The sequence below is a fragment of the Rhodococcus sp. DMU1 genome (assembly GCF_012272955.1).
Taxonomy (GTDB): domain Bacteria; phylum Actinomycetota; class Actinomycetes; order Mycobacteriales; family Mycobacteriaceae; genus Rhodococcus; species Rhodococcus aetherivorans.
In genome coordinates, this window is sequence record NZ_CP050952.1 from 2220199 (window position 1) to 2236912 (window position 16714).

Here is a 16714-nt window from a genome sequence, read left to right on the forward strand (position 1 = left end):
CGTCAGTCCGGCAGTGCGGAACTGCGTGGTCCGGTGGCGTGCAGGACGTCGACGAGTTCCTTCTCGAGGGTCACGAACTCCGGCGACGTCAACGTGTCCAGACCCCGGGGGCGGGGCAGCGGCACCGTCACCTCGTGACAGATCCGGGCCGGGCGCCGCGTGAGCACCAGCACCCGATCCGACAGCAGCAGCGCCTCGCGCACGTCGTGGGTGATCATCAGCACCGTCCACCGGTCCCGCTGCCACACCTGCTGCAGCCACAGCTGCATCTCGGTGCGCGTCAGCGAATCCAGGGCCCCGAACGGTTCGTCCAGCAGCAGCACCTTGCGGCCCTGCAGGACCGTCCGCGCCAGGGCCGCGCGCTGGCGCATCCCGCCCGAGAGCTGCCGGGGGGCGGCATCCTCGAACCCGGCGAGGCCGAAGGCGGGGAACAGCTCCCGGGCCCGGGCACGCGCCTCGCCGCGCGGCACGCCCTGCACCTCGAGGCCGAGTGCGCAGTTGCCGAGCACGGTGCGCCACGGGAACAGCAGGTCTTTCTGCGGCATCAGGGCGGCCCGTCCCGGTGCGGCCGGCCGGTCACCCACCGTGACGGCACCGGTGTCGGGAGAGTCGAGACCGGCGATCAGCCCGAACAGGGTGGACTTGCCGCACCCGCTCGGGCCGATGAGCGAGACGAACTCGCCCTCGGCCACGGCGAACTCGGCGCCGTCGAGGACGGTGCGCGCACCGAACGCCTTGTGCACGCCGGTGACCGTGACGGCGTTCATCGCGGGCTCCTCGTCGTCTGCGCCCACGGCGCCACCACCCGTTCCACGGCGTAGGTGAGCAGGTACAGCGCCAGCGAGACCACCGCGGTGACGAGCACCGCCGCGAGCACCAGATCGGTCCGGAACGAGTTCTTCTGGGTGCTCATGTAGATCCCGAGCCCCGACGTGGCGCCGACGTATTCGGCGAAGACCGCACCGACGACGGCGTAGGTGACCCCGATGCGCAGCGCCGTGAAGAACCGGGGCAGCGCCGACGGCAGCCGCACGTACAGGAACTCCTGCCAGCGGGAGGCACCCATGCTGCGCAGCAGCGCTCCCGCCTCCCGGTCCGCGGCCGCGAAGCCCTCGATCAGGCCGATCGCCATGGGGAAGAACGTGGCGAGCGCGATCACCAGGATCTTCGGCAGCAGCCCGAATCCGAACCAGATGATCATCAGCGGCGCGATCGCGATGATCGGCAGGGTCTGCGACACCACGAACAGCGGCACCAGGGCGCGGCGCAGCCACGGCGAGAAGTCCACGACGATCGCGAGGAGCCACGCCACGACGAGGGACACCGCGAAACCGACGAGGGTGACCTGCAGCGTCGACCAGGCATGGCCCGCGATGGCGTCGCGGTGCGCCCAGCCCTGCCCGAGGACCCGGGCGGGGGAGGGCAGCACCTGCGGGCGGATGCCGCTGAGCGTCACGTACAGCTGCCAGCCGACGGTCAGCGCGGCGACGACCAGCACGGCCGGTGCGACGCGCCGCACCCAGGGATTCCGGGTCGGGTCAGGGCGTGAGGTAGTCATCGGTGAAGTACGTCGACCAGTCCGGCTCGGTGGTCAACGGCTTGCCGTCGGGGCCGGAGAGCAGGCCCTTCTCGAACAGGAACCGGGAGTACCCGGTCCACCGTTCGAGGGTGAGGGTGCCGACGCGGCCGTTCTCGTCGCGCAGGTAGCCGGCCGACAGCATCCGCTGGCTCTCGTAGACGAGATCCTCGTCGGGGAAGGCGCCGGGCTCGGCCTCGATCAGCGCGCGGGCTCCGCGGTCCGGGTCCTGCGCGGCGATCTCGTAGCCGCGCTGGACGGCCTGCACGAACGCCCGGGCCTGGTCCGGATGTTCGGCCAGCCAGTCCTCGTTGCCGTCGATCACGATCGCGTAGGCGTCGGGGAACCCGTAGTCGGTGTAGCGGAAGTAGCGCATCGGCAGCCCGCGGTGCTCGGCCTCGATGCCTTCCCACGCCAGGTACGAGACGGTGAAGTCGGCGGTGCCGGAGTACACGGCCTCGTAGGCGGAGGTGCCCAGGGTGACGGAGGTGAAGTCGCCCCGCCCGCCGTCGTTCCGGATCACCTGGGCGAGCGTCTCCTCGTCGCCCGGGTCGCCGAAGCCCGCGTAGGTGCGGCCGTCGAGGTCCCGGGGCCGGGTGAGGTCGGCGCGGTCGGCCTTGACGGCGATGCCGGTCGCCCAGTGCTGCAGCGGCGCGAGCACCGAGACGGTGCGCGAGCCGGCCGCCCGGGAGAACGTCGCCTGCGCCTGCGTGGAGATGCCGAACTCGGCGTTGCCGGCGTCGACGAGGGTGTCCGGGGTGGTGTTGTTGTAGGGCAGGAACTCGACGTCGAGACCGGCGTCGGCGAACAGGCCCTCCTGCTGGGCCACGTACAGGCCGGTGTGGTTGGTGTTCGGCGTCCAGTCCAGGGCGAACCGGATCGTGTCGCCGGAGTTGTCGTCGCCGGTGCCGCCGGCGCAGGACGCGGTGAGCAGCAGCGCCGCGGTGAGGGCGGCCAGGACGGTGAGCCGGCGACGCAGCCGGGAGGTGGTCGTCATGAGGCCGGCCAGTCCTGCGTGTTCAGCGCGGTGTCCCAGAACAGCAGCTCGTAGCGGGTGGCGATCGTGAACGCCCCGGCCATGGCGTCGCGCTCGGTGTCGGTGGCCGCCGCCGCCGCGAGGTCGACGAGCTCGCGGGCGGTGGCGACCGCGGCGTGGAACTCGGGCGCGTCGTAGGTGGTGACCCACTGGGCGTAGGGGTGGGTGGGGTCCGCGGTGAGCACGTCGGCGGCGCGGACGGCCAGCTCGCGGCCGACCTCGGCGTAGATCCAGAAGCACGGAAGCACCGCGGCGGCGCCGACCGGATACGGATCGGTGGCGACCGTGGCGGTCAGGTAGGAGACGTAGCCGAGGCAGGCGGGGGAGTGCGCGGGGGTGTCCTCGGCGGGCGGCAGGACACCACCGGTGAGCAGACCCCGGTGCAGGGCCGATTCCTCGGTGGCGGCCGTCGCCGCGCTGTTGGCCCAGAACGCGGCGGTGGCCGGGTCCGGGGCCTTCGCCGCGAGGAGGGCGAGCGCCTTGGCGTAGCCGGCGAGGTAGAGGGCGTCCTGCTCGATGTAGAAGCGGAACGCGTCGAGCGGCAGGGTCCCGTCGCCGAGCCGGCGCAGGAACTCGAGGTCGTCGATGGCCTCGCGCAGGACCTTCGTACGGTCCCACAGCAGATCGGTGAAGCGCTCGGTCCCCTCCGGGACCGACGCATGGGCAGGCATGGTCATGCCGTGACATCCCTTCGTCAGCATTACCTGATCAGGTTCGACGGGTGTGATCTCAGCTCCCGCTCGTGTGCGGAGCACCCCGTGTCTACGGAGGCGACGATAGCACCGGGTGTGGCTCGCCCCACGCGGGCCCGGGGTGCCGGGTCGCCGGGGCTGCGCGTGCAGCCTGTCTGTTGTTGGTACCTTGGCCCCAGACCGTTCGTTCGGGAGGGACCGTGGACGCCGAGACTCTCATCGTCGGGTGCAAGTACGGCGACGTACGCGGCTACCGCGACGGTTCCGTCTACGCGTGGAAGGGCGTCCCGTACGCCGCGCCGGCGTCCGGCGACCTTCGGTTCCGCGCCCCCGAACCGCCGGAGCCGTGGACCGACGTGCTCGACGCCCGCCGGTTCGGGCCCATCGCGCCGCAGGGCCGCAACAATCCCATCCCCATCGACCCGGGCCTGTCGATCGGCGAGGACTGCCTCTCGCTGAACATCTGGGCACCGGAGCCGGACGGGGAGCCGCGGCCGGTGATGGTCTGGATCCACGGCGGCGCCTACGTCCTCGGGTACTCGGGTCAGCGGATCTACGACGGACGGTTGCTCGCCGAACGCGGGGACGTCGTCGTGGTGACGGTCAACTACCGGCTCGGAGCCCTCGGCTTCCTCGACTTCTCGTCGTTCTCGACAGCCGGGACCACCTTCGAATCCAACGTCGGGTTGCGGGACCAGATCGCCGCGCTCGAGTGGGTGCGCGACTGCATCTCCGCGTTCGGGGGCGACCCGGACCGGGTCACCGTGTTCGGCGAGTCGTCGGGCGGCGGGTCGCTGACCACCCTGATGACCGTGCCCCGCGCCGAGGGCCTGTTCCACCGGGCCATCGCGCAGAGCCCGCCGGCGACGTCGGCATACGGGTCCGAGCGGGCTGCCCGGGTCGCCGAGCGGTTCCTCGAGATCCTCGACCTCACGCCGGCCCGGGTGTGGGCGTTGCGGGACATGCCGCACGAGACGCTGACCGATGCGGGCGACGTGCTCGTCGGGGAGATCCCCACGAAGTTCCCCGGCACGCTCGCGATGGCGCCGGTGGTCGACCGCGACCTGGTGCCGAAGTACCCGGTGGCGGCGTTCCAGAAGGGGCTCGCGCACCGGATTCCCCTGATCATCGGGTCCAACAAGGACGAGCCGTCGATCTTCCGCTTCATGAAGTCGCCGCTGATGCCGGTGAGCGACGCCTCCGTGCAGGCGATGCTCGACGCGCTCGCCGCGGATCATCCGGAGCTGCCGCCCGACCGTATCGCGGAGATCATCTCCGCGTATCCGGACGTCTCGAAAACGTCGGGGGCGATGGCGCTTTCGCGGGACGCCGGGTTCCGGATGCCGGTCGTGTGGATCGCCGACGCGCACAGCGCCCACTCGCCGACGTGGGTGTACCGGTTCGACCACGCCACCCCGATGCTCAAGGCGGCGCGGATCGGCGCCGGCCACGCCACCGAACTACCCTACGTCTTCGGCAACTTCGGGACCCTCGATCGCGACCCCACGTTCTGGCTCGGCGGCCGCAAGGCCGCGACGGTGGTCTCGGGCCGGATCCAGCGCCGCTGGCTGGCCTTCGCGCACCACGGTGTGCCCGCCGCCCTGGACGGGTCCCGGCATTGGGCGCCGTACGACACCGGAAAGCGGATGACCCTGCTGATCGACAGCACCGACACCCTAGTCCCGGACCCCGACAGGGTGCTGCGTGAGGCTTGGGGCGACCAGGTGATGGGCTTCAGCTGATCGGGCGGCTCCGTGCGGGCCGAATGTCACATCACTTCGCTCAGATCGGCCTGCTGTGACATTCGGCCGACACCAAACTGGTATGACCACTTGACCTCTGGCCGGGTTCCGGCCTACGGTCGGTCCGTGATGTTCGAGCCGATCGCCCGCAAGTCCGCCTCCGGCGAGGTGTACGACCAGATCGCCGCCCGGGTGCTCGGGGGCGACCTCGCCGCCGGGGCGGCGCTGCCGAGCGAGCGCAACCTGGCCGAAGCGTTCGGTGTATCGAGACCCGCTGTCCGCGAGGCGATTTCCCGGCTGTCCCACGCGGGTCTGGTGGAGGTGCGCCAGGGGGAGGCGACGTCGGTCCGCGACTTCCGCACCCAGGCCGGTCCGGAGCTGCTCCCGCGGCTGCTCGTGCGCGACGGCCGGCCCGACTGGGATGTCGTCCGCAGCGTCCTCGAGGCCCGACGCCTCATCGGCCGTCAGGTTGCCCGGCTCGCCGCCGCCCGCGCGACGGACGAGACGGAACCCCGGTTGCGCGACGCCGTGGCGCGGCTCGCGACGGGAGAGGACCCCGTCGCGCTGCAGGTCGCCGCCCTCGAATTCTGGGAACGCGTCGTCGACGCGGCCGACTCCCTCGCGTTCCGGTTGATCTTCAACAGCCTGCGCAACGCCTACGAACCGGCCATGACCGCGATGGCCGGCGTCCTGGTCGCCGAAGTCGGCCGCACCGACCTCTACGAACGGCTCGCCGGCGCGATCGTCGCCCACGACGAGGACGGCGCCGAACGCGCCGCCGGGGAACTGCTCGACCTGGGCACGTCGGCCCTGACGACCGCCATCGACCATGCGGAACACGCAGATGCGAGGAGCCGGGCATGAGCACGGATCGGACCGAACGGCGTAGCCGTCGCACCTCGATCGGCCTGCGGGACGCCGCCGCCGAGTTCGCCCGGCACCCGTCGCCGTGGATGATCGGCGCGATGCTCGCCGCCGCGAGCGTCGCGCGGGTTCTCCGCGGCGACTGGCAGATCTCCGACGCCCTGGTCCCACTGGTCGCCTTGCTGGTGTTCCCGCTGGTGGAATGGGTCATCCACGTCGGCATCCTGCACTGGCGGCCGCGCCGGATCGCCGGGCTGACGCTGGATTCGCTGTTGGCCCGCAAGCACCGCGAGCACCACTGCGACCCGCGCGACGTGCCGCTGATCTTCATTCCCTGGCAGACCCTGGTGTGGCTGCTGCCGGTTCTCGTCGCCGGCGCATGGCTGGTCTTCCCCAGGGCCGGCCTGGCACTGACGTTCCTGGTGACCGTGGGCGTCCTGGGCCTGAGCTACGAATGGACGCACTACCTCATCCACACGGACTACCGCCCGGACTCGCGGCCCTACCGCGCGGTGTGGCGCCACCATCGGCACCACCATTTCAAGAACGAGCACTACTGGTTCACCGTCACCACCGCGGGCACCGCCGACCGGATTCTCGGCACCGAACCGGACCCGGCCTCGGTCGAGACGTCGCCGACCGCCCGGAATCTGCACGCGTCCCGCTGACCCGGTGCGTGGACCCGCTCACGTGCGTCGCGCTGTGCCGGGCAGCCGCAGGCGCCCGGCGAACTCGTGGAGCAGATCGATCAGATCCCGATCGTCGGTGCGGATGCGCCCGGTACCGCCGATCGCCGCGAGGCATCCCACGATCGCGGCGCCGTCGTCGCGCACCGGGACGGCGACCGCGGTGCGTCCCTGACGCAATTCGTCCTGCTCGACGGACACGTCGAGGCTCCGGATGCGACTCAGCTCGATCGCGAGCCGGTCGAGCTCGACGATCGTGCGCGGCCCCACTTTCGGCAGGGTTGTGCCGGGGACGAGATGGGGGCGGTCGGCGAGAAGCAGCTTCCCGATCGCGGACGCGTGCAGGTGCCGGGTCAACGACGACTCGCCCAGCAGCTCGTGGTCCGGGTCGCGATCCACCAGCCGGATCCGGTCCCGTTCGTAGGAGGCCAGATACACCCCGTGCCGCACCTGGGCGCGCAGATCCTCGAGCACCTCGGCCACCGGCCACGTCTCCACGTGCGGTGTTGCCGCCAGCTCCTGCGTCCGTCGGCCGAGCGCGAAACCCGACAGGTCGTGCACCCGCACCAGATAGCCGTCGGCGACGAGGAGGTTGAGCAGCCGGTACGCGGTCGCCGGCGGGATGCGGGTGAGCCGGGCCAGATCCTTGGCCGTCGCGCCCGAACCCAGCTGAGCTACCGCCTCGAGCAGGGCCAGCGCACGCTGCACGGCCGTCGGCTCCCGGCCGGTGACCTCGCGCGCCACCGTCAGAGATCCCGATGCGGGCCGCGGTCGGCACGCACCAGGGTCATCGCGCCGAGCCGGTCGGGTGCGAAGACCCCGGCGCCCGGCAGCACGTCCGCGGATTCCGCGCTGTCGAACACCCCGATCGCCGTCGCAGCGCGTGGCGTCCGCCGCCGGAGCAGGAGGTACCACAGGGGTCCCGCGGCGAGCAGCAGCAGGGGGACGGCCACCACGGCGGGATCGACCGCGACGATGCCGGAGCCGACGACGCAGCCGAGCAGCAGCGCGCCGCCCGCGGCCGCAGCACCACCGACGAGGGTCGAGCCGCGGGTCTGCTCGCCGATTCTGGTCAGGAAGCGCAGGGAGGCGACGGCCACCAGGACGTACGCGACGAGCACCGCGACGCGTACCGCGTGCTGAAGCCCCGCGACGAGATGCGGAGCCCCGGCCTTGGCGACGGCGATCGTGAGCGCCACCAGCCCGGCCGCGGCGACGGCACGGTACGGCGTGCGGTACATCCGGTGCACCGCGGCCAGGGGCCGGGGGAGCACCCGCTCGATCCCCATCGTGTACCCCAGTCGCGAAACCGCGTTGACCGATGCCATCGAGGACGCCAGCCACGAGCAGGTCAATCCGAGATGCAGCGCCACGACGACGGCGACCGGCACGCCGGAGTCGGTGCCGTGGCGATACGCGTCGATCACCGTCCCGCCGCGGCCACCCCAGACCGCCAGGGCCGCGAGGACGCAGAGCGCCCCGCAGATCACCGGTGTCCAGAGCACGGTGCGGGTGACCGTCACCAACGGTCGCCGGGCCTCGGGTGCCAGGAAGGTGGCGCTCTCGAATCCGGCGAGCGCGAACACGGCGGTGAGCGCCAGGACCACGAGTTCGCCGGCGCCGCCGCCGGGGGGTTCCGCGACCGGTGTGGGCACGGCCGGCACGAGGAACAGCGTGAGGATGAACGCGAGCGAGCACGCCTCCACCAGCAGGATCGCGTGGACCGCGAATCTGATCCCGCGGACCACGCACGCGCCGATCACGCAGGCCAGCACGAGATACAACGGCAGTGCGGGAACGGAGACGCCGGCCCCGTGGGCGACTGCCAGGATCGACTGCCCCCCGTGGTAGAGGGTGAGCCCGGCACTGCCGAGGTACTTCACCGCCAGCGCGGCACCACCGCCGAGCGCGGCGCGCGGGCCGAGTCCCTGCGCGACGAACGTGTACGGGCCGCCGGCGGCGGCGAGGCGGCGGGTGAAGGCCGCGAAGCATCCGGCCACCGCGCCCAGCAGGACCGTCGTCGCCGCCACGGTGAGCAGGCCTGCGAGCATCGACTGCCCGGCCACGATCGCGGTCGTCAGGACGACCATCGACGCGGCGGGCGCCGTGGTGGCGACCGACTGCGCGAGGACCTCGATGCCGGACAGCCGGCGCCGGCCGAGGGCTCGTAGCGGCGACAAGGCCGGTCGTTCCGGCTCACGCGCCGTGAAGGACTGCGTGATCGCGTCGGAGAGTGCGGACATGGCACGCGAAGCTATCGGCCCGGTGTTTCCGGTCTGTTTCCGGGGGAAGTCGAACGGGCGCACCGGGATCGAGAATTCGGGTCCGCGGCGGACCGTCGTTCTCGAGCGCCGGTCCGCAAGACGTTGCGCGTGCGAGACATCCCCGCATCCCGCTCTTCCCACCATAGGTGCCGAGCCGATCGGGACGGTCGGTGTTGCACGATGGGAGCAGTCACTGTGGCAGTTACACGTAGGTCTTTCATGAAAGGACTCGGCGTCACGGGCGGCGCCGGCCTGATGTACGGCGCGATGTCCACGATCGGCCTCGCGCCCGCAACGGCGTCGACGCCGGCTTTCCGGGCGCCGGCGCGCAGCGACCTGATCGGCCGGGTGGACGGCCATCATTCGGTCGTCGTCCTCGGCGGCGGCCCGGCCGGATTGTGCGCCGCCTACGAATTGGGGAAGGCCGGGTACGACGTCACGGTGCTGGAGGCTCGGCGTCGGCCCGGTGGCCGGGTCTGGTCCGTGCGCGCCGGAACGGAGGAGACGGACCTGAACGGCGAGAAGCAGGTCTGCACCTTCGCCGACGGGCACTACTTCAACCTCGGTGCCACCCGCATCCCGCAGAGCCACGTGACGATGGACTACTGCCGCGAACTGGGGGTGGAACTGCAGGCGTTCGGCAACCAGAACGCCAACACCTTCGTGCACTACTCGAGCGACACGGCGTTGTCCGACCGGTCCATCACGTATCGGGCGGCGAAGGCCGACACGTACGGGTACATGTCGGAGCTGTTGCAGAAGGCGGCCTCCCGCGGCGCACTCGACGACGTGCTCACCCAGGCCGACAAGGACGCGCTGTCCGAGTTCCTCAGCGACTTCGGCGACCTGTCCGGCGACGGACGATACGTCGGGTCGACCCGCCGCGGGTACACCTCCGAGCCCGGCGCCGGTCTGGACTTCGGCACGCACGAGCCGCCCTTCGCGATGACGGACGTGATCCGCGGCGGCATCGGCCGCAACTTCAGCTTCGACTTCGGCTACGACCAGGCGATGATGATGTTCACCCCGGTCGGGGGCATGGACCGCATCTACTACGCGTTCGAGGACCGCATCGGTACCGACAGGATCGAATACGGGTCGGAGGTGACGGCCCTGCAGAACACGACCGAGGGGGTGCGGGTGGAATACACCCGCGACGGTGCGCCGCGGGTGGTGGACGCCGACTTCGCGATCTGCACCATCCCGCCGCACCTGGTGACGCGGCTGAACCACAACCTGCCCGCCGACGTCGTGCACGCACTCGGCGCGGCCGAGCCCAGCTCCTCGGGCAAGCTCGGCATCGAGTACACGCGCCGCTGGTGGGAACTCGAGGACCGGATCTACGGCGGTGCCAGCAACACCGACAAGGACATCTCCCAGATCATGTTCCCCTACGACCACTACAACTCGGACCGCGGCGTGGTCGTCGGCTACTACTCCTCGGGCAAGAGGCACCTCGGTTTCGAATCGCTCACGCACAAGCAGAGATTGGCCAAGGCGATCGCGGAGGGGGCAGAGATCCACGGCGACAAGTACACCCGCGACATTGCCTCGTCGTTCTCGGGCAGCTGGCGCCGCACCCGGTACTCGGAGTCGGCCTGGGCATCGTGGCAGGGTGCCGGGGGTTCCCACGGGGGAGAGGCAACCCCCGAATACACCCTGCTGCTCGACCCGGTGCAGAACGTCTACTTCGCCGGCGACCACCTGTCCAACGCGATCGCCTGGCAACACGGTGCGTTCACCTCCGCACGCGCCGTGGTCACGTCGCTGCACGAGCGTGTCGCCGCATCCTGACATCCCCATCCCGGACAAGGAGAGATCCATGAACAAGCGTGCCGCCCGAACCGTTCTCGCGGCCCTGGTCCTGCCCGTCGTCGGCGCCTCGACCGTGGCGTGCTCGTCCACGGACGCGGAGGCCGGCTCGGCACCGCCCGTGCTCGTGCAGTCGGTGCTGCCGGTCGGGGAGGCCAACCCGATGATCGCCGAGGGCGTGGGCATCGGCGCCAGCGCCGCCGTGTACAAGACCAGCGGAATCGGGCCGTCGGCCGCGAACACCGCCGCGCCGCAGGGGTCCCCGGAGTCCTACATCGACACCGCGACCTTCGCGGGCGGTGTCCTCCCGGCCGGGGTGACGGTCACCGAGGCGCAGGGCATCAATGTGCTCCGCAAGATCCGCGACAATCTCGAGGCTCAGGGGCTCGGTCTGGCGGACGTGACCACGATGCGGGTCTTCCTCGACAACGCCCCGGGGACGGATCGCGCCGACTACGCCGGATGGAACCGGGCGTACCGCCAGTTCTTCGCGAACACCAACCTCGAGACCGGCGACACCGAGCTGGTGCCGATGGGGACCGCCGAGCCCGCCGCGCCGCTCGAACGCAACCCGGCTCGCCCGAGCCGATTCGCGCTGGAGGTGGCGAGTCTGCCGGTGGCCGGGTGGCTCGTCGAAGTGGAGGTCGACGCCGTCTTCCCCGAGGGGAAGGGACCCCGCTGATGGGAGCACTCAGTCCCGCCCACTGGGCGATCATTGCCCTCGTGGTGCTGGTGTTGTTCGGATCCAAGCGGCTGCCCGAGGCCGCACGGGGCCTCGGGCGGTCGATGCGAATCCTGAAGACGGAAGTGGGTGAGTTGCATACGGACACCGGCGACGCGCCACGGGAGCTGTGAACGCGTGGGCCTGCGCCGCGGCGCAGGCCCACGGGCTGCGTCCGCCGGTTGCGGTAGGCACTGTCGGCACCGGTGGCGCCCGCGGGGCGATGGGTCGAAGTTCCCATCCCGAGGGGAGCCGAATGGGCAATACTTCCGATGCCGGTCACCGTCGGTGCTCCTAACGTCCTCTGCGACGGCAGATTCGGACTCGGTCAGGAGCGGTCATGAGCGCACACGTCGGCGTCGGACCCGGTACGCGGCTGGTTCGGGGACGTGCCGCCGCACTCGCCGGGATCGTCGCGCCCCTCCTCTTCACCGTGGTGGTGCTGGCGCAGCAGGCAGCCCGGCGGGACGAGTACAGCCCGACCGCGGAAACGATCAGTGCGCTCGAAGCCGGCCCGAACGGCTGGATCCAGCAGTTCAACTTCGTCGTGTTCGGACTCCTGCTGCTGATCTTCGCCGTCGCCGTGCACCGGGGACCGGCGGCCGACCGGACGGGCGCCCTCGGCCCGGTGCTGATCGGTCTCGCCGGCGTCGGCGCACTGCTCGCGGCGGTGTTCCCGCTGCGGGAGGACGCAGCGGGGGTCACCTACGACCCGGGCTACCACTTCGTCTCGGGCTTCACGTTCTTCTCGTGCATCGCGCTCGGCCTGGTCGTGACGTCGCGCCGTCTCGCACGCGACGGGCGGTTCCCGGCGCTGTCGCGCTACGTGCTCGGTGCCGGACTCGTCGCCGCGGCCGGCGTGCCGCTCATGGTCGTGCTGGTGCTGCCCGACGACGCGCCCCTGCACGACCTCGCGGGTCTCGTGCAGCGGGGCATTCTCTGGTTGGTCGTCTTCCCCGCGCTCGTCGCGCTGGGCCTTTGCCTGCGCGCCGGGGGTGCCCCCACCGGGCAGGCCGGCGCCCGCTGAGCGAGGCGGGCGCCTCCGCGCTGTTAGAGGCGGCCGCCTCCGTGCTGATTGAGGCGGGCGCCTCCGCGCTGTTAGAGGCGGCGCCTCCGTGCTGATTGAGGCGGCGCCTCGGCGAGTCAGTTCCGGTATTCGGGGTTCGCGTCGAGGAACTGCGCGACGTACCAGCATGAGGCCGCGATCTTCAGGCCCTCCGAACGGGTGGCGTCGAGGGCGTGGCGGACCACCTCGGCGGCGAGCCCGTGACCGCGGAACCGGGGCTGGGTGACGGTGTGGTCGAAGTCGCGCACACCGTCCGAGTCGGTGTAGTCGGCGAACGCGGCGAGGGTGTCGCCGGTGTACAACGCGAATCGGGACTGCTCGGCGTGATGTTCGATGCGGTGCTCGTCGTTGGTCACGCCAACGACCCTACCGGCCGTCGCGCCGGCGGGGGGATCCGCCCGCGGCGGCGGTAATGCGCGCGGCGCGGGCCGCGATGTTCCTGTTGTGGACCTGTGTCGAGGGCGGGCCCCGCGTGACGTGAGCGGTGACGTGGTGGTGGTGACGCGATGCAGTCGACAGTGGCGACGGACTCAGGCGGGGACCGGGCCGGCCGGCGGGTGGGCGGCGCGGACGGCGTCGACGAACGCGGACTTGCGGGTCAGGTAGCGGTCCCGGAACTCGTCGAGGTCGTCGGTTCCGTCGCTCGAGACGGCGGTGAGGTATCCGAAGAGGGCGACGGCGGCGGCGAGCACCGGATCGGGAGCGGACAGCCGCATCTCGTTGACGATCGCATCGAGGTCGACGATGCCGCGGGCGACCGACCGCAGGTGCAGGTCGTCGGATTGCAGGGCCTCGGTGAGGTCGGCCTCGGCGAGGGCGGAGTGATCCGCCTCGAACAGGTGGTTGTAGACGCTGTCGGCGGCGTGCAGGAAGCGAACCTGCAGCGCGCGATCGGCCGCCCGCAGGGGAGCGGCCACGGCGGCGTTCCGTCGCGGGGGTCGCGCGCCGATCCGGGTGGCGAGGACGCCGAGGAGCACGCCGGCCGTGAGTCCCACCGGTACGGCCCACCAGGGTGCCGCACCGCTCGTGAGCAGGTCGGTCAGTGTCTCCACCGTACGGATCCTAACAGCGGAAGTCACATCAGTCTCACCAGTCACTCTGTTATCGAATCGTTCCGGCTGCGCGATCGGGTGGTTGTCGCAGGTCACTAACGTCAACGGTCGTTCGAAGGAGGTGCCGTATGACCGCATCCGCGCTGACGGACGCGAAACTCGTCCGCGCGTTGTCCGACGAATTCCTTTCGCGGCGAGTCGATTACAACGCGCTGGAGCGCCTTCATCACGGGGACGTGGCGGACTGGGCCGCCGCGGCGAGCAGGTTCGCGGCGCTGTCGGACGAGGAGGAACGGCACCTCGCCCTGCGCTGGCGGGACAATCCCCGGGAACTTCTCGACATCCTGCTCGCGCGGGCCGACGAGGTCACCGCCCGCCGATGCCGCACGGCCTGGGTCTCCCTCGACCGGTTCGCGCCGTTCGTCCGCGCGAGCAACGGGCCGTGACCACGGCACCGGCACGGGGCCTCAGGACTCGTCCACGACGATCACCTCGTCGTCGCCGAGTGCCCGGAACGGCAGCCGCTCGCGAGTGAGGAAGTCCAGCGTCCGCGCGACGCCCGCGTCGGCGAGGGGCGAGTCCCCGGCGTGCGGGACGATCGCGTAGTCCACCCACCCGAGACCGTCCCAGCGGGCCGGGACCCCGCAGACCGCGTCGACCTCGCCGGGATCGTCGGAGAATTCGAGACCGCGCAGGGACGGCGTCACAAGGCACGCCCCTGCGCTGTATCCAGCGTAGGCCAGCGCACCGGAACGGACCAGGTCCGTGAGGATCTCGTCGCCCCCGCACAGGGCGAGCCGCGCGCGCAGCACGAACGTGTTGCCGCCGCGCACCCACAACGCTCCGAACGGGGACAGCGCCGCCCGCAGGCCGTCGGGGGCGCCGGCATGGTCCCGCAGATCCACCTCGGTGGGTTCGTATCCGAGCGCACGCAGCGGCGCCAGCTCGCTCGCCACCGCCGAGTCCCGGGCCCGGGACGGCCATGCGTCGGCCGCGTTCGCGATCACCGCGATCGGGCACGGCCCCCGCGTGACTCCGAGGAGCAACCCGGGATCCGTGCCGAACCGGTACGACGACAGGAACAGCCGCACGAAGCCGCCGATCAGATGGTGAAGGCGAGGTGGTCGACGATCCGCCGGCCCACCGTCGTGTCGCCGCCGAGGGTGATCTCGTCGAGACGGTCGAACGCGTGCGTGCGGCCGCCGGCGAGCCGCGCGAACAGCCGCGAATCCATCGCCACGGTGCTCGTCGCCGGACCGGACAGGGCCGGCACCACCGCGGCCCGGCCGTCCACCTCGACGTGGAGGGTGCGGGCCAGTGGGCCGCTCAGCTCGAACGTGATCCGCGCCCCGTCGGGAGCCTTGCCGCGCTTGCCGACGACGAACGCGAGCGCCCCGAAGATCTCCGCGGCTGCGAGCTCGGCCCGGGCGCCGCCCTCGTCGCCGGGCACGCCGAGCGCGTCGCGGAGGTCGAGTTCGTGCATCCAGCAGTCGAAGACGCGGATGCGCATGAAACGGCCGTAGGTGGCCTGCCCCACCGGGGTCATCGCCGGTTCGTCGAAGTCCTTCTGGGTCATGGCCCCGAGTTGCTCCCGCCGGCGCGCGACGATCTCCCGGTACCGCGCGAGCACCTCATCGCCCGGCGTGCCGCGGAGGGACTCGATCCACCGTTCGTTGAAGGCGCCGATCTCGTTGCGGACGTGGCCGAGGGCGTGCACGTCGATCTCGACGTGCGGCGCCTCGATGCCGGCGAGCATCGACTCGGTCCCGATCAGGTGTGCCGTGATGTCCTTGACCGTCCACCCGGGCAGCGAGGTGGGCGTGTACCAGGTGTCCCCGTGTACGTCGGCGAGCAGCTCGTCGATGACCCCGAACTGCTCGAGGAGCAGCGCGCGGATCGGCTCGACCGGGAACTCCGGCGCGGCGTCGGTGTCCGGCCCGGTGGTGCCGCCGGTCGTGGTGTTTCCGTGTGTCTTTCCGTGTGTCACAGTGCGTCCTCCGCTTCGAGACGGGCCAGGCCGGCGCGGATCGCCGCACCGGTGGCCTCCGGGTCGTGGGGCCGGCGCCGCAGCAGTCCCGCCGCGAGGCGCAGCTTGTCGCCGCGCCACCGCGGCAGCACGTGCAGATGCGCGTGGAAGACGGTCTGGAAGGCGGACCGGCCGTCGTTGAACACCAGGTTGGCGCCGTCCGCGGCGAAATCCGAGCGTTGCACGCCCCGGGCGATGCGCTGCCCGGCCCGGAACAGCGCGGCGCCGTGCTCGGGATCGAGGTCGTCGAGCCGGGGCGCGTGGACCCGCGGCACCACCAGCGTGTGCCCGCGGGCGATCGGCCGGATGTCGAGGAAGGCCACCACGTCGTCGTCCTCGTACACCCGCACGGCGGGAGCGTCGCCGCGGACTATGGCGCAGAACACACAGGAGCTCACCCGCTCACTGTAGGCGGGGCGTCTGCTCCGCGGCGACCGCTGCGACGAGTTGCGGCAGGCCCACCGCGGCGGTGGTGCGCCACACCTCGTCCACCCGGTCGGACAGGTCGGTCTGCTCGGGGTTGACCTCGACGACGGGGATACCGTGCCGGCGGGCCAGCGAGGGCAGGCCGGCGGCCGGATAGACGATCCCCGACGTGCCGACCACGAACACCACGTCTGCGGTCAGCACGGAGGCGGTGGCCGCCTCCCACGGTCCGGCCGGCAGCGGCTCGCCGAACCACACCACCCCGGGCCGCACGTCGCCGCCGCACGCGCCGCAGGCCGGTGGATCGAGACGGGCGACCGGCTCGGTGGGGGCCTCGGGCAGGTCGGCGGGGGTGCCGCACTCGGCGCACCGCGGCGAGAACAGGCTGCCGTGCAGATGCGAGAGCACGGGGCTGCCGGCCCGCTCGTGCAGGTCGTCGACGTTCTGCGTGACGATCGACAGGTCCACGGTGCGCCCCCAGCGGGCCAGCGCCCGATGCCCGGCGTTCGGCTGCACTCGTCGGACCAGGGCCACGCGCCACTGGTACCAGGCCCACACCGACGCGGGATCGCGGTCCCACGCCTCCGGTGTCGCCAGATCGGCCGGGTCGAAGTGCTCCCACAGGCCGGTCTGCGCGTCGCGGAACGTCGGCACGCCGCTTTCGGCGGACATTCCGGCGCCCGTGAGCACGGCGACCCGTCGTGCGGGCCGGGCCAGATCGAGGATCCGCGCGGGGGGAGTGGGCATCGGG

At 71.5% G+C, this 16714-nt stretch carries 20 protein-coding genes and 1 riboswitch; of the genes, 8 read left to right on the forward strand and 12 right to left on the reverse strand.

What is annotated here, in order from left to right:
• Nucleotides 1-2: 2 nt before the first annotated feature.
• The 4 genes from HFP48_RS10440 to HFP48_RS10455 form a co-directional block, all read right to left on the reverse strand.
• Nucleotides 3-767 (reverse strand): ABC transporter ATP-binding protein, encoded by a 765-nt coding sequence (locus tag HFP48_RS10440; RefSeq protein ID WP_006939435.1) that lies wholly within the window; start codon nt 765-767, stop codon nt 3-5.
• Nucleotides 764-1558, reverse strand: a complete 795-nt coding sequence (locus HFP48_RS10445; protein ID WP_168579482.1) for an ABC transporter permease — start codon at nt 1556-1558, stop codon at nt 764-766. Before HFP48_RS10445 ends, HFP48_RS10440 begins: the two co-directional genes overlap by 4 nt.
• Nucleotides 1539-2573, reverse strand: a complete 1035-nt coding sequence (locus tag HFP48_RS10450; RefSeq protein WP_072634936.1) for an ABC transporter substrate-binding protein — start codon at nt 2571-2573, stop codon at nt 1539-1541. The genes HFP48_RS10445 and HFP48_RS10450 overlap by 20 nt, the downstream gene beginning before the upstream one ends.
• Nucleotides 2570-3289: a TenA family protein gene (locus tag HFP48_RS10455; protein ID WP_168579483.1), complete on the reverse strand. Its 720-nt coding sequence runs from the start codon at nt 3287-3289 to the stop codon at nt 2570-2572. Before HFP48_RS10455 ends, HFP48_RS10450 begins: the two co-directional genes overlap by 4 nt.
• Nucleotides 3282-3381, reverse strand: a riboswitch (TPP riboswitch). It overlaps the preceding gene by 8 nt.
• A gap of 123 nt (nt 3382-3504) precedes the next feature.
• Here HFP48_RS10455 and HFP48_RS10460 point away from each other — a divergent pair.
• From HFP48_RS10460 to HFP48_RS10470, 3 genes are all read left to right on the forward strand, one after another.
• Nucleotides 3505-5046, forward strand: a complete 1542-nt coding sequence (locus HFP48_RS10460) for a carboxylesterase/lipase family protein (protein WP_029542851.1) — start codon at nt 3505-3507, stop codon at nt 5044-5046.
• Between the two features lie 129 nt (nt 5047-5175).
• On the forward strand, nt 5176-5910 hold the full coding sequence (locus HFP48_RS10465) for a GntR family transcriptional regulator (RefSeq protein ID WP_029542852.1): 735 nt from the start codon (nt 5176-5178) through the stop codon (nt 5908-5910).
• Entirely contained in the window at nt 5907-6578 is a 672-nt protein-coding gene (locus HFP48_RS10470) for a sterol desaturase family protein (RefSeq protein WP_102799844.1), read from the forward strand. The genes HFP48_RS10465 and HFP48_RS10470 overlap by 4 nt, the downstream gene beginning before the upstream one ends.
• Nucleotides 6579-6596: 18 nt before the next feature.
• Here the strand turns inward: HFP48_RS10470 and HFP48_RS10475 are convergent, their stop codons facing one another.
• Nucleotides 6597-7340 (reverse strand): helix-turn-helix domain-containing protein, encoded by a 744-nt coding sequence (locus HFP48_RS10475; RefSeq protein WP_246872541.1) that lies wholly within the window; start codon nt 7338-7340, stop codon nt 6597-6599.
• 2 nt (nt 7341-7342) lie between these two features.
• Nucleotides 7343-8839 carry an APC family permease gene (locus HFP48_RS10480; protein ID WP_043797237.1) on the reverse strand — a complete coding sequence of 499 codons (1497 nt, stop codon included), beginning with the start codon at nt 8837-8839 and terminating at the stop codon, nt 7343-7345.
• Nucleotides 8840-9040: 201 nt separating this feature from the next.
• On the opposite strand from HFP48_RS10480, the gene HFP48_RS10485 reads away from it, so the two are divergent.
• The 4 genes from HFP48_RS10485 to HFP48_RS10500 all read left to right on the forward strand — a co-directional run bounded on the left by HFP48_RS10485 (nt 9041) and on the right by HFP48_RS10500 (nt 12420).
• Entirely contained in the window at nt 9041-10654 is a 1614-nt protein-coding gene (locus HFP48_RS10485; protein WP_146034301.1) for an FAD-dependent oxidoreductase, read from the forward strand.
• Nucleotides 10655-10682: 28 nt separating this feature from the next.
• Entirely contained in the window at nt 10683-11354 is a 672-nt protein-coding gene (locus HFP48_RS10490; RefSeq protein WP_029542861.1) for a Rid family hydrolase, read from the forward strand.
• Nucleotides 11354-11527 carry a Sec-independent protein translocase subunit TatA gene (tatA, locus tag HFP48_RS10495; protein WP_006940119.1) on the forward strand — a complete coding sequence of 58 codons (174 nt, stop codon included), beginning with the start codon at nt 11354-11356 and terminating at the stop codon, nt 11525-11527. The genes HFP48_RS10490 and tatA overlap by 1 nt, the downstream gene beginning before the upstream one ends.
• A gap of 206 nt (nt 11528-11733) precedes the next feature.
• The gene (locus HFP48_RS10500; RefSeq protein ID WP_065922723.1) at nt 11734-12420 is read left to right on the forward strand and encodes a DUF998 domain-containing protein; all 687 of its coding nucleotides are present in this window, start codon (nt 11734-11736) and stop codon (nt 12418-12420) included.
• A 116-nt stretch (nt 12421-12536) separates the two neighbouring features.
• Here HFP48_RS10500 and HFP48_RS10505 read toward each other — a convergent pair whose 3' ends face one another.
• On the reverse strand, nt 12537-12815 hold the full coding sequence (locus HFP48_RS10505; RefSeq protein ID WP_006940123.1) for a GNAT family N-acetyltransferase: 279 nt from the start codon (nt 12813-12815) through the stop codon (nt 12537-12539).
• A gap of 174 nt (nt 12816-12989) precedes the next feature.
• A complete protein-coding gene (locus HFP48_RS10510; protein ID WP_006940125.1) occupies nt 12990-13511 on the reverse strand; it encodes a hypothetical protein in 522 nt (173 codons plus the stop codon).
• Nucleotides 13512-13639: 128 nt separating this feature from the next.
• On the opposite strand from HFP48_RS10510, the gene HFP48_RS10515 reads away from it, so the two are divergent.
• On the forward strand, nt 13640-13957 hold the full coding sequence (locus tag HFP48_RS10515) for a hypothetical protein (RefSeq protein WP_006940127.1): 318 nt from the start codon (nt 13640-13642) through the stop codon (nt 13955-13957).
• Nucleotides 13958-13978: 21 nt separating this feature from the next.
• On the opposite strand, the gene HFP48_RS10520 is transcribed toward HFP48_RS10515, so the two are convergent.
• From HFP48_RS10520 to HFP48_RS10535, 4 genes are read right to left on the reverse strand one after another with little or no spacing between them, the layout of a single operon-like run.
• Entirely contained in the window at nt 13979-14602 is a 624-nt protein-coding gene (locus HFP48_RS10520; protein ID WP_029542868.1) for a Type 1 glutamine amidotransferase-like domain-containing protein, read from the reverse strand.
• A gap of 11 nt (nt 14603-14613) precedes the next feature.
• Nucleotides 14614-15498 (reverse strand): maleylpyruvate isomerase family mycothiol-dependent enzyme, encoded by an 885-nt coding sequence (locus HFP48_RS10525; RefSeq protein WP_029542870.1) that lies wholly within the window; start codon nt 15496-15498, stop codon nt 14614-14616.
• A complete protein-coding gene (locus HFP48_RS10530; protein ID WP_029542872.1) occupies nt 15495-15935 on the reverse strand; it encodes an HIT family protein in 441 nt (146 codons plus the stop codon). Before HFP48_RS10530 ends, HFP48_RS10525 begins: the two co-directional genes overlap by 4 nt.
• A gap of 4 nt (nt 15936-15939) precedes the next feature.
• Entirely contained in the window at nt 15940-16710 is a 771-nt protein-coding gene (locus HFP48_RS10535; RefSeq protein WP_051445986.1) for an NAD-dependent deacylase, read from the reverse strand.
• Between the last annotated feature and the right edge of the window lie 4 nt (nt 16711-16714).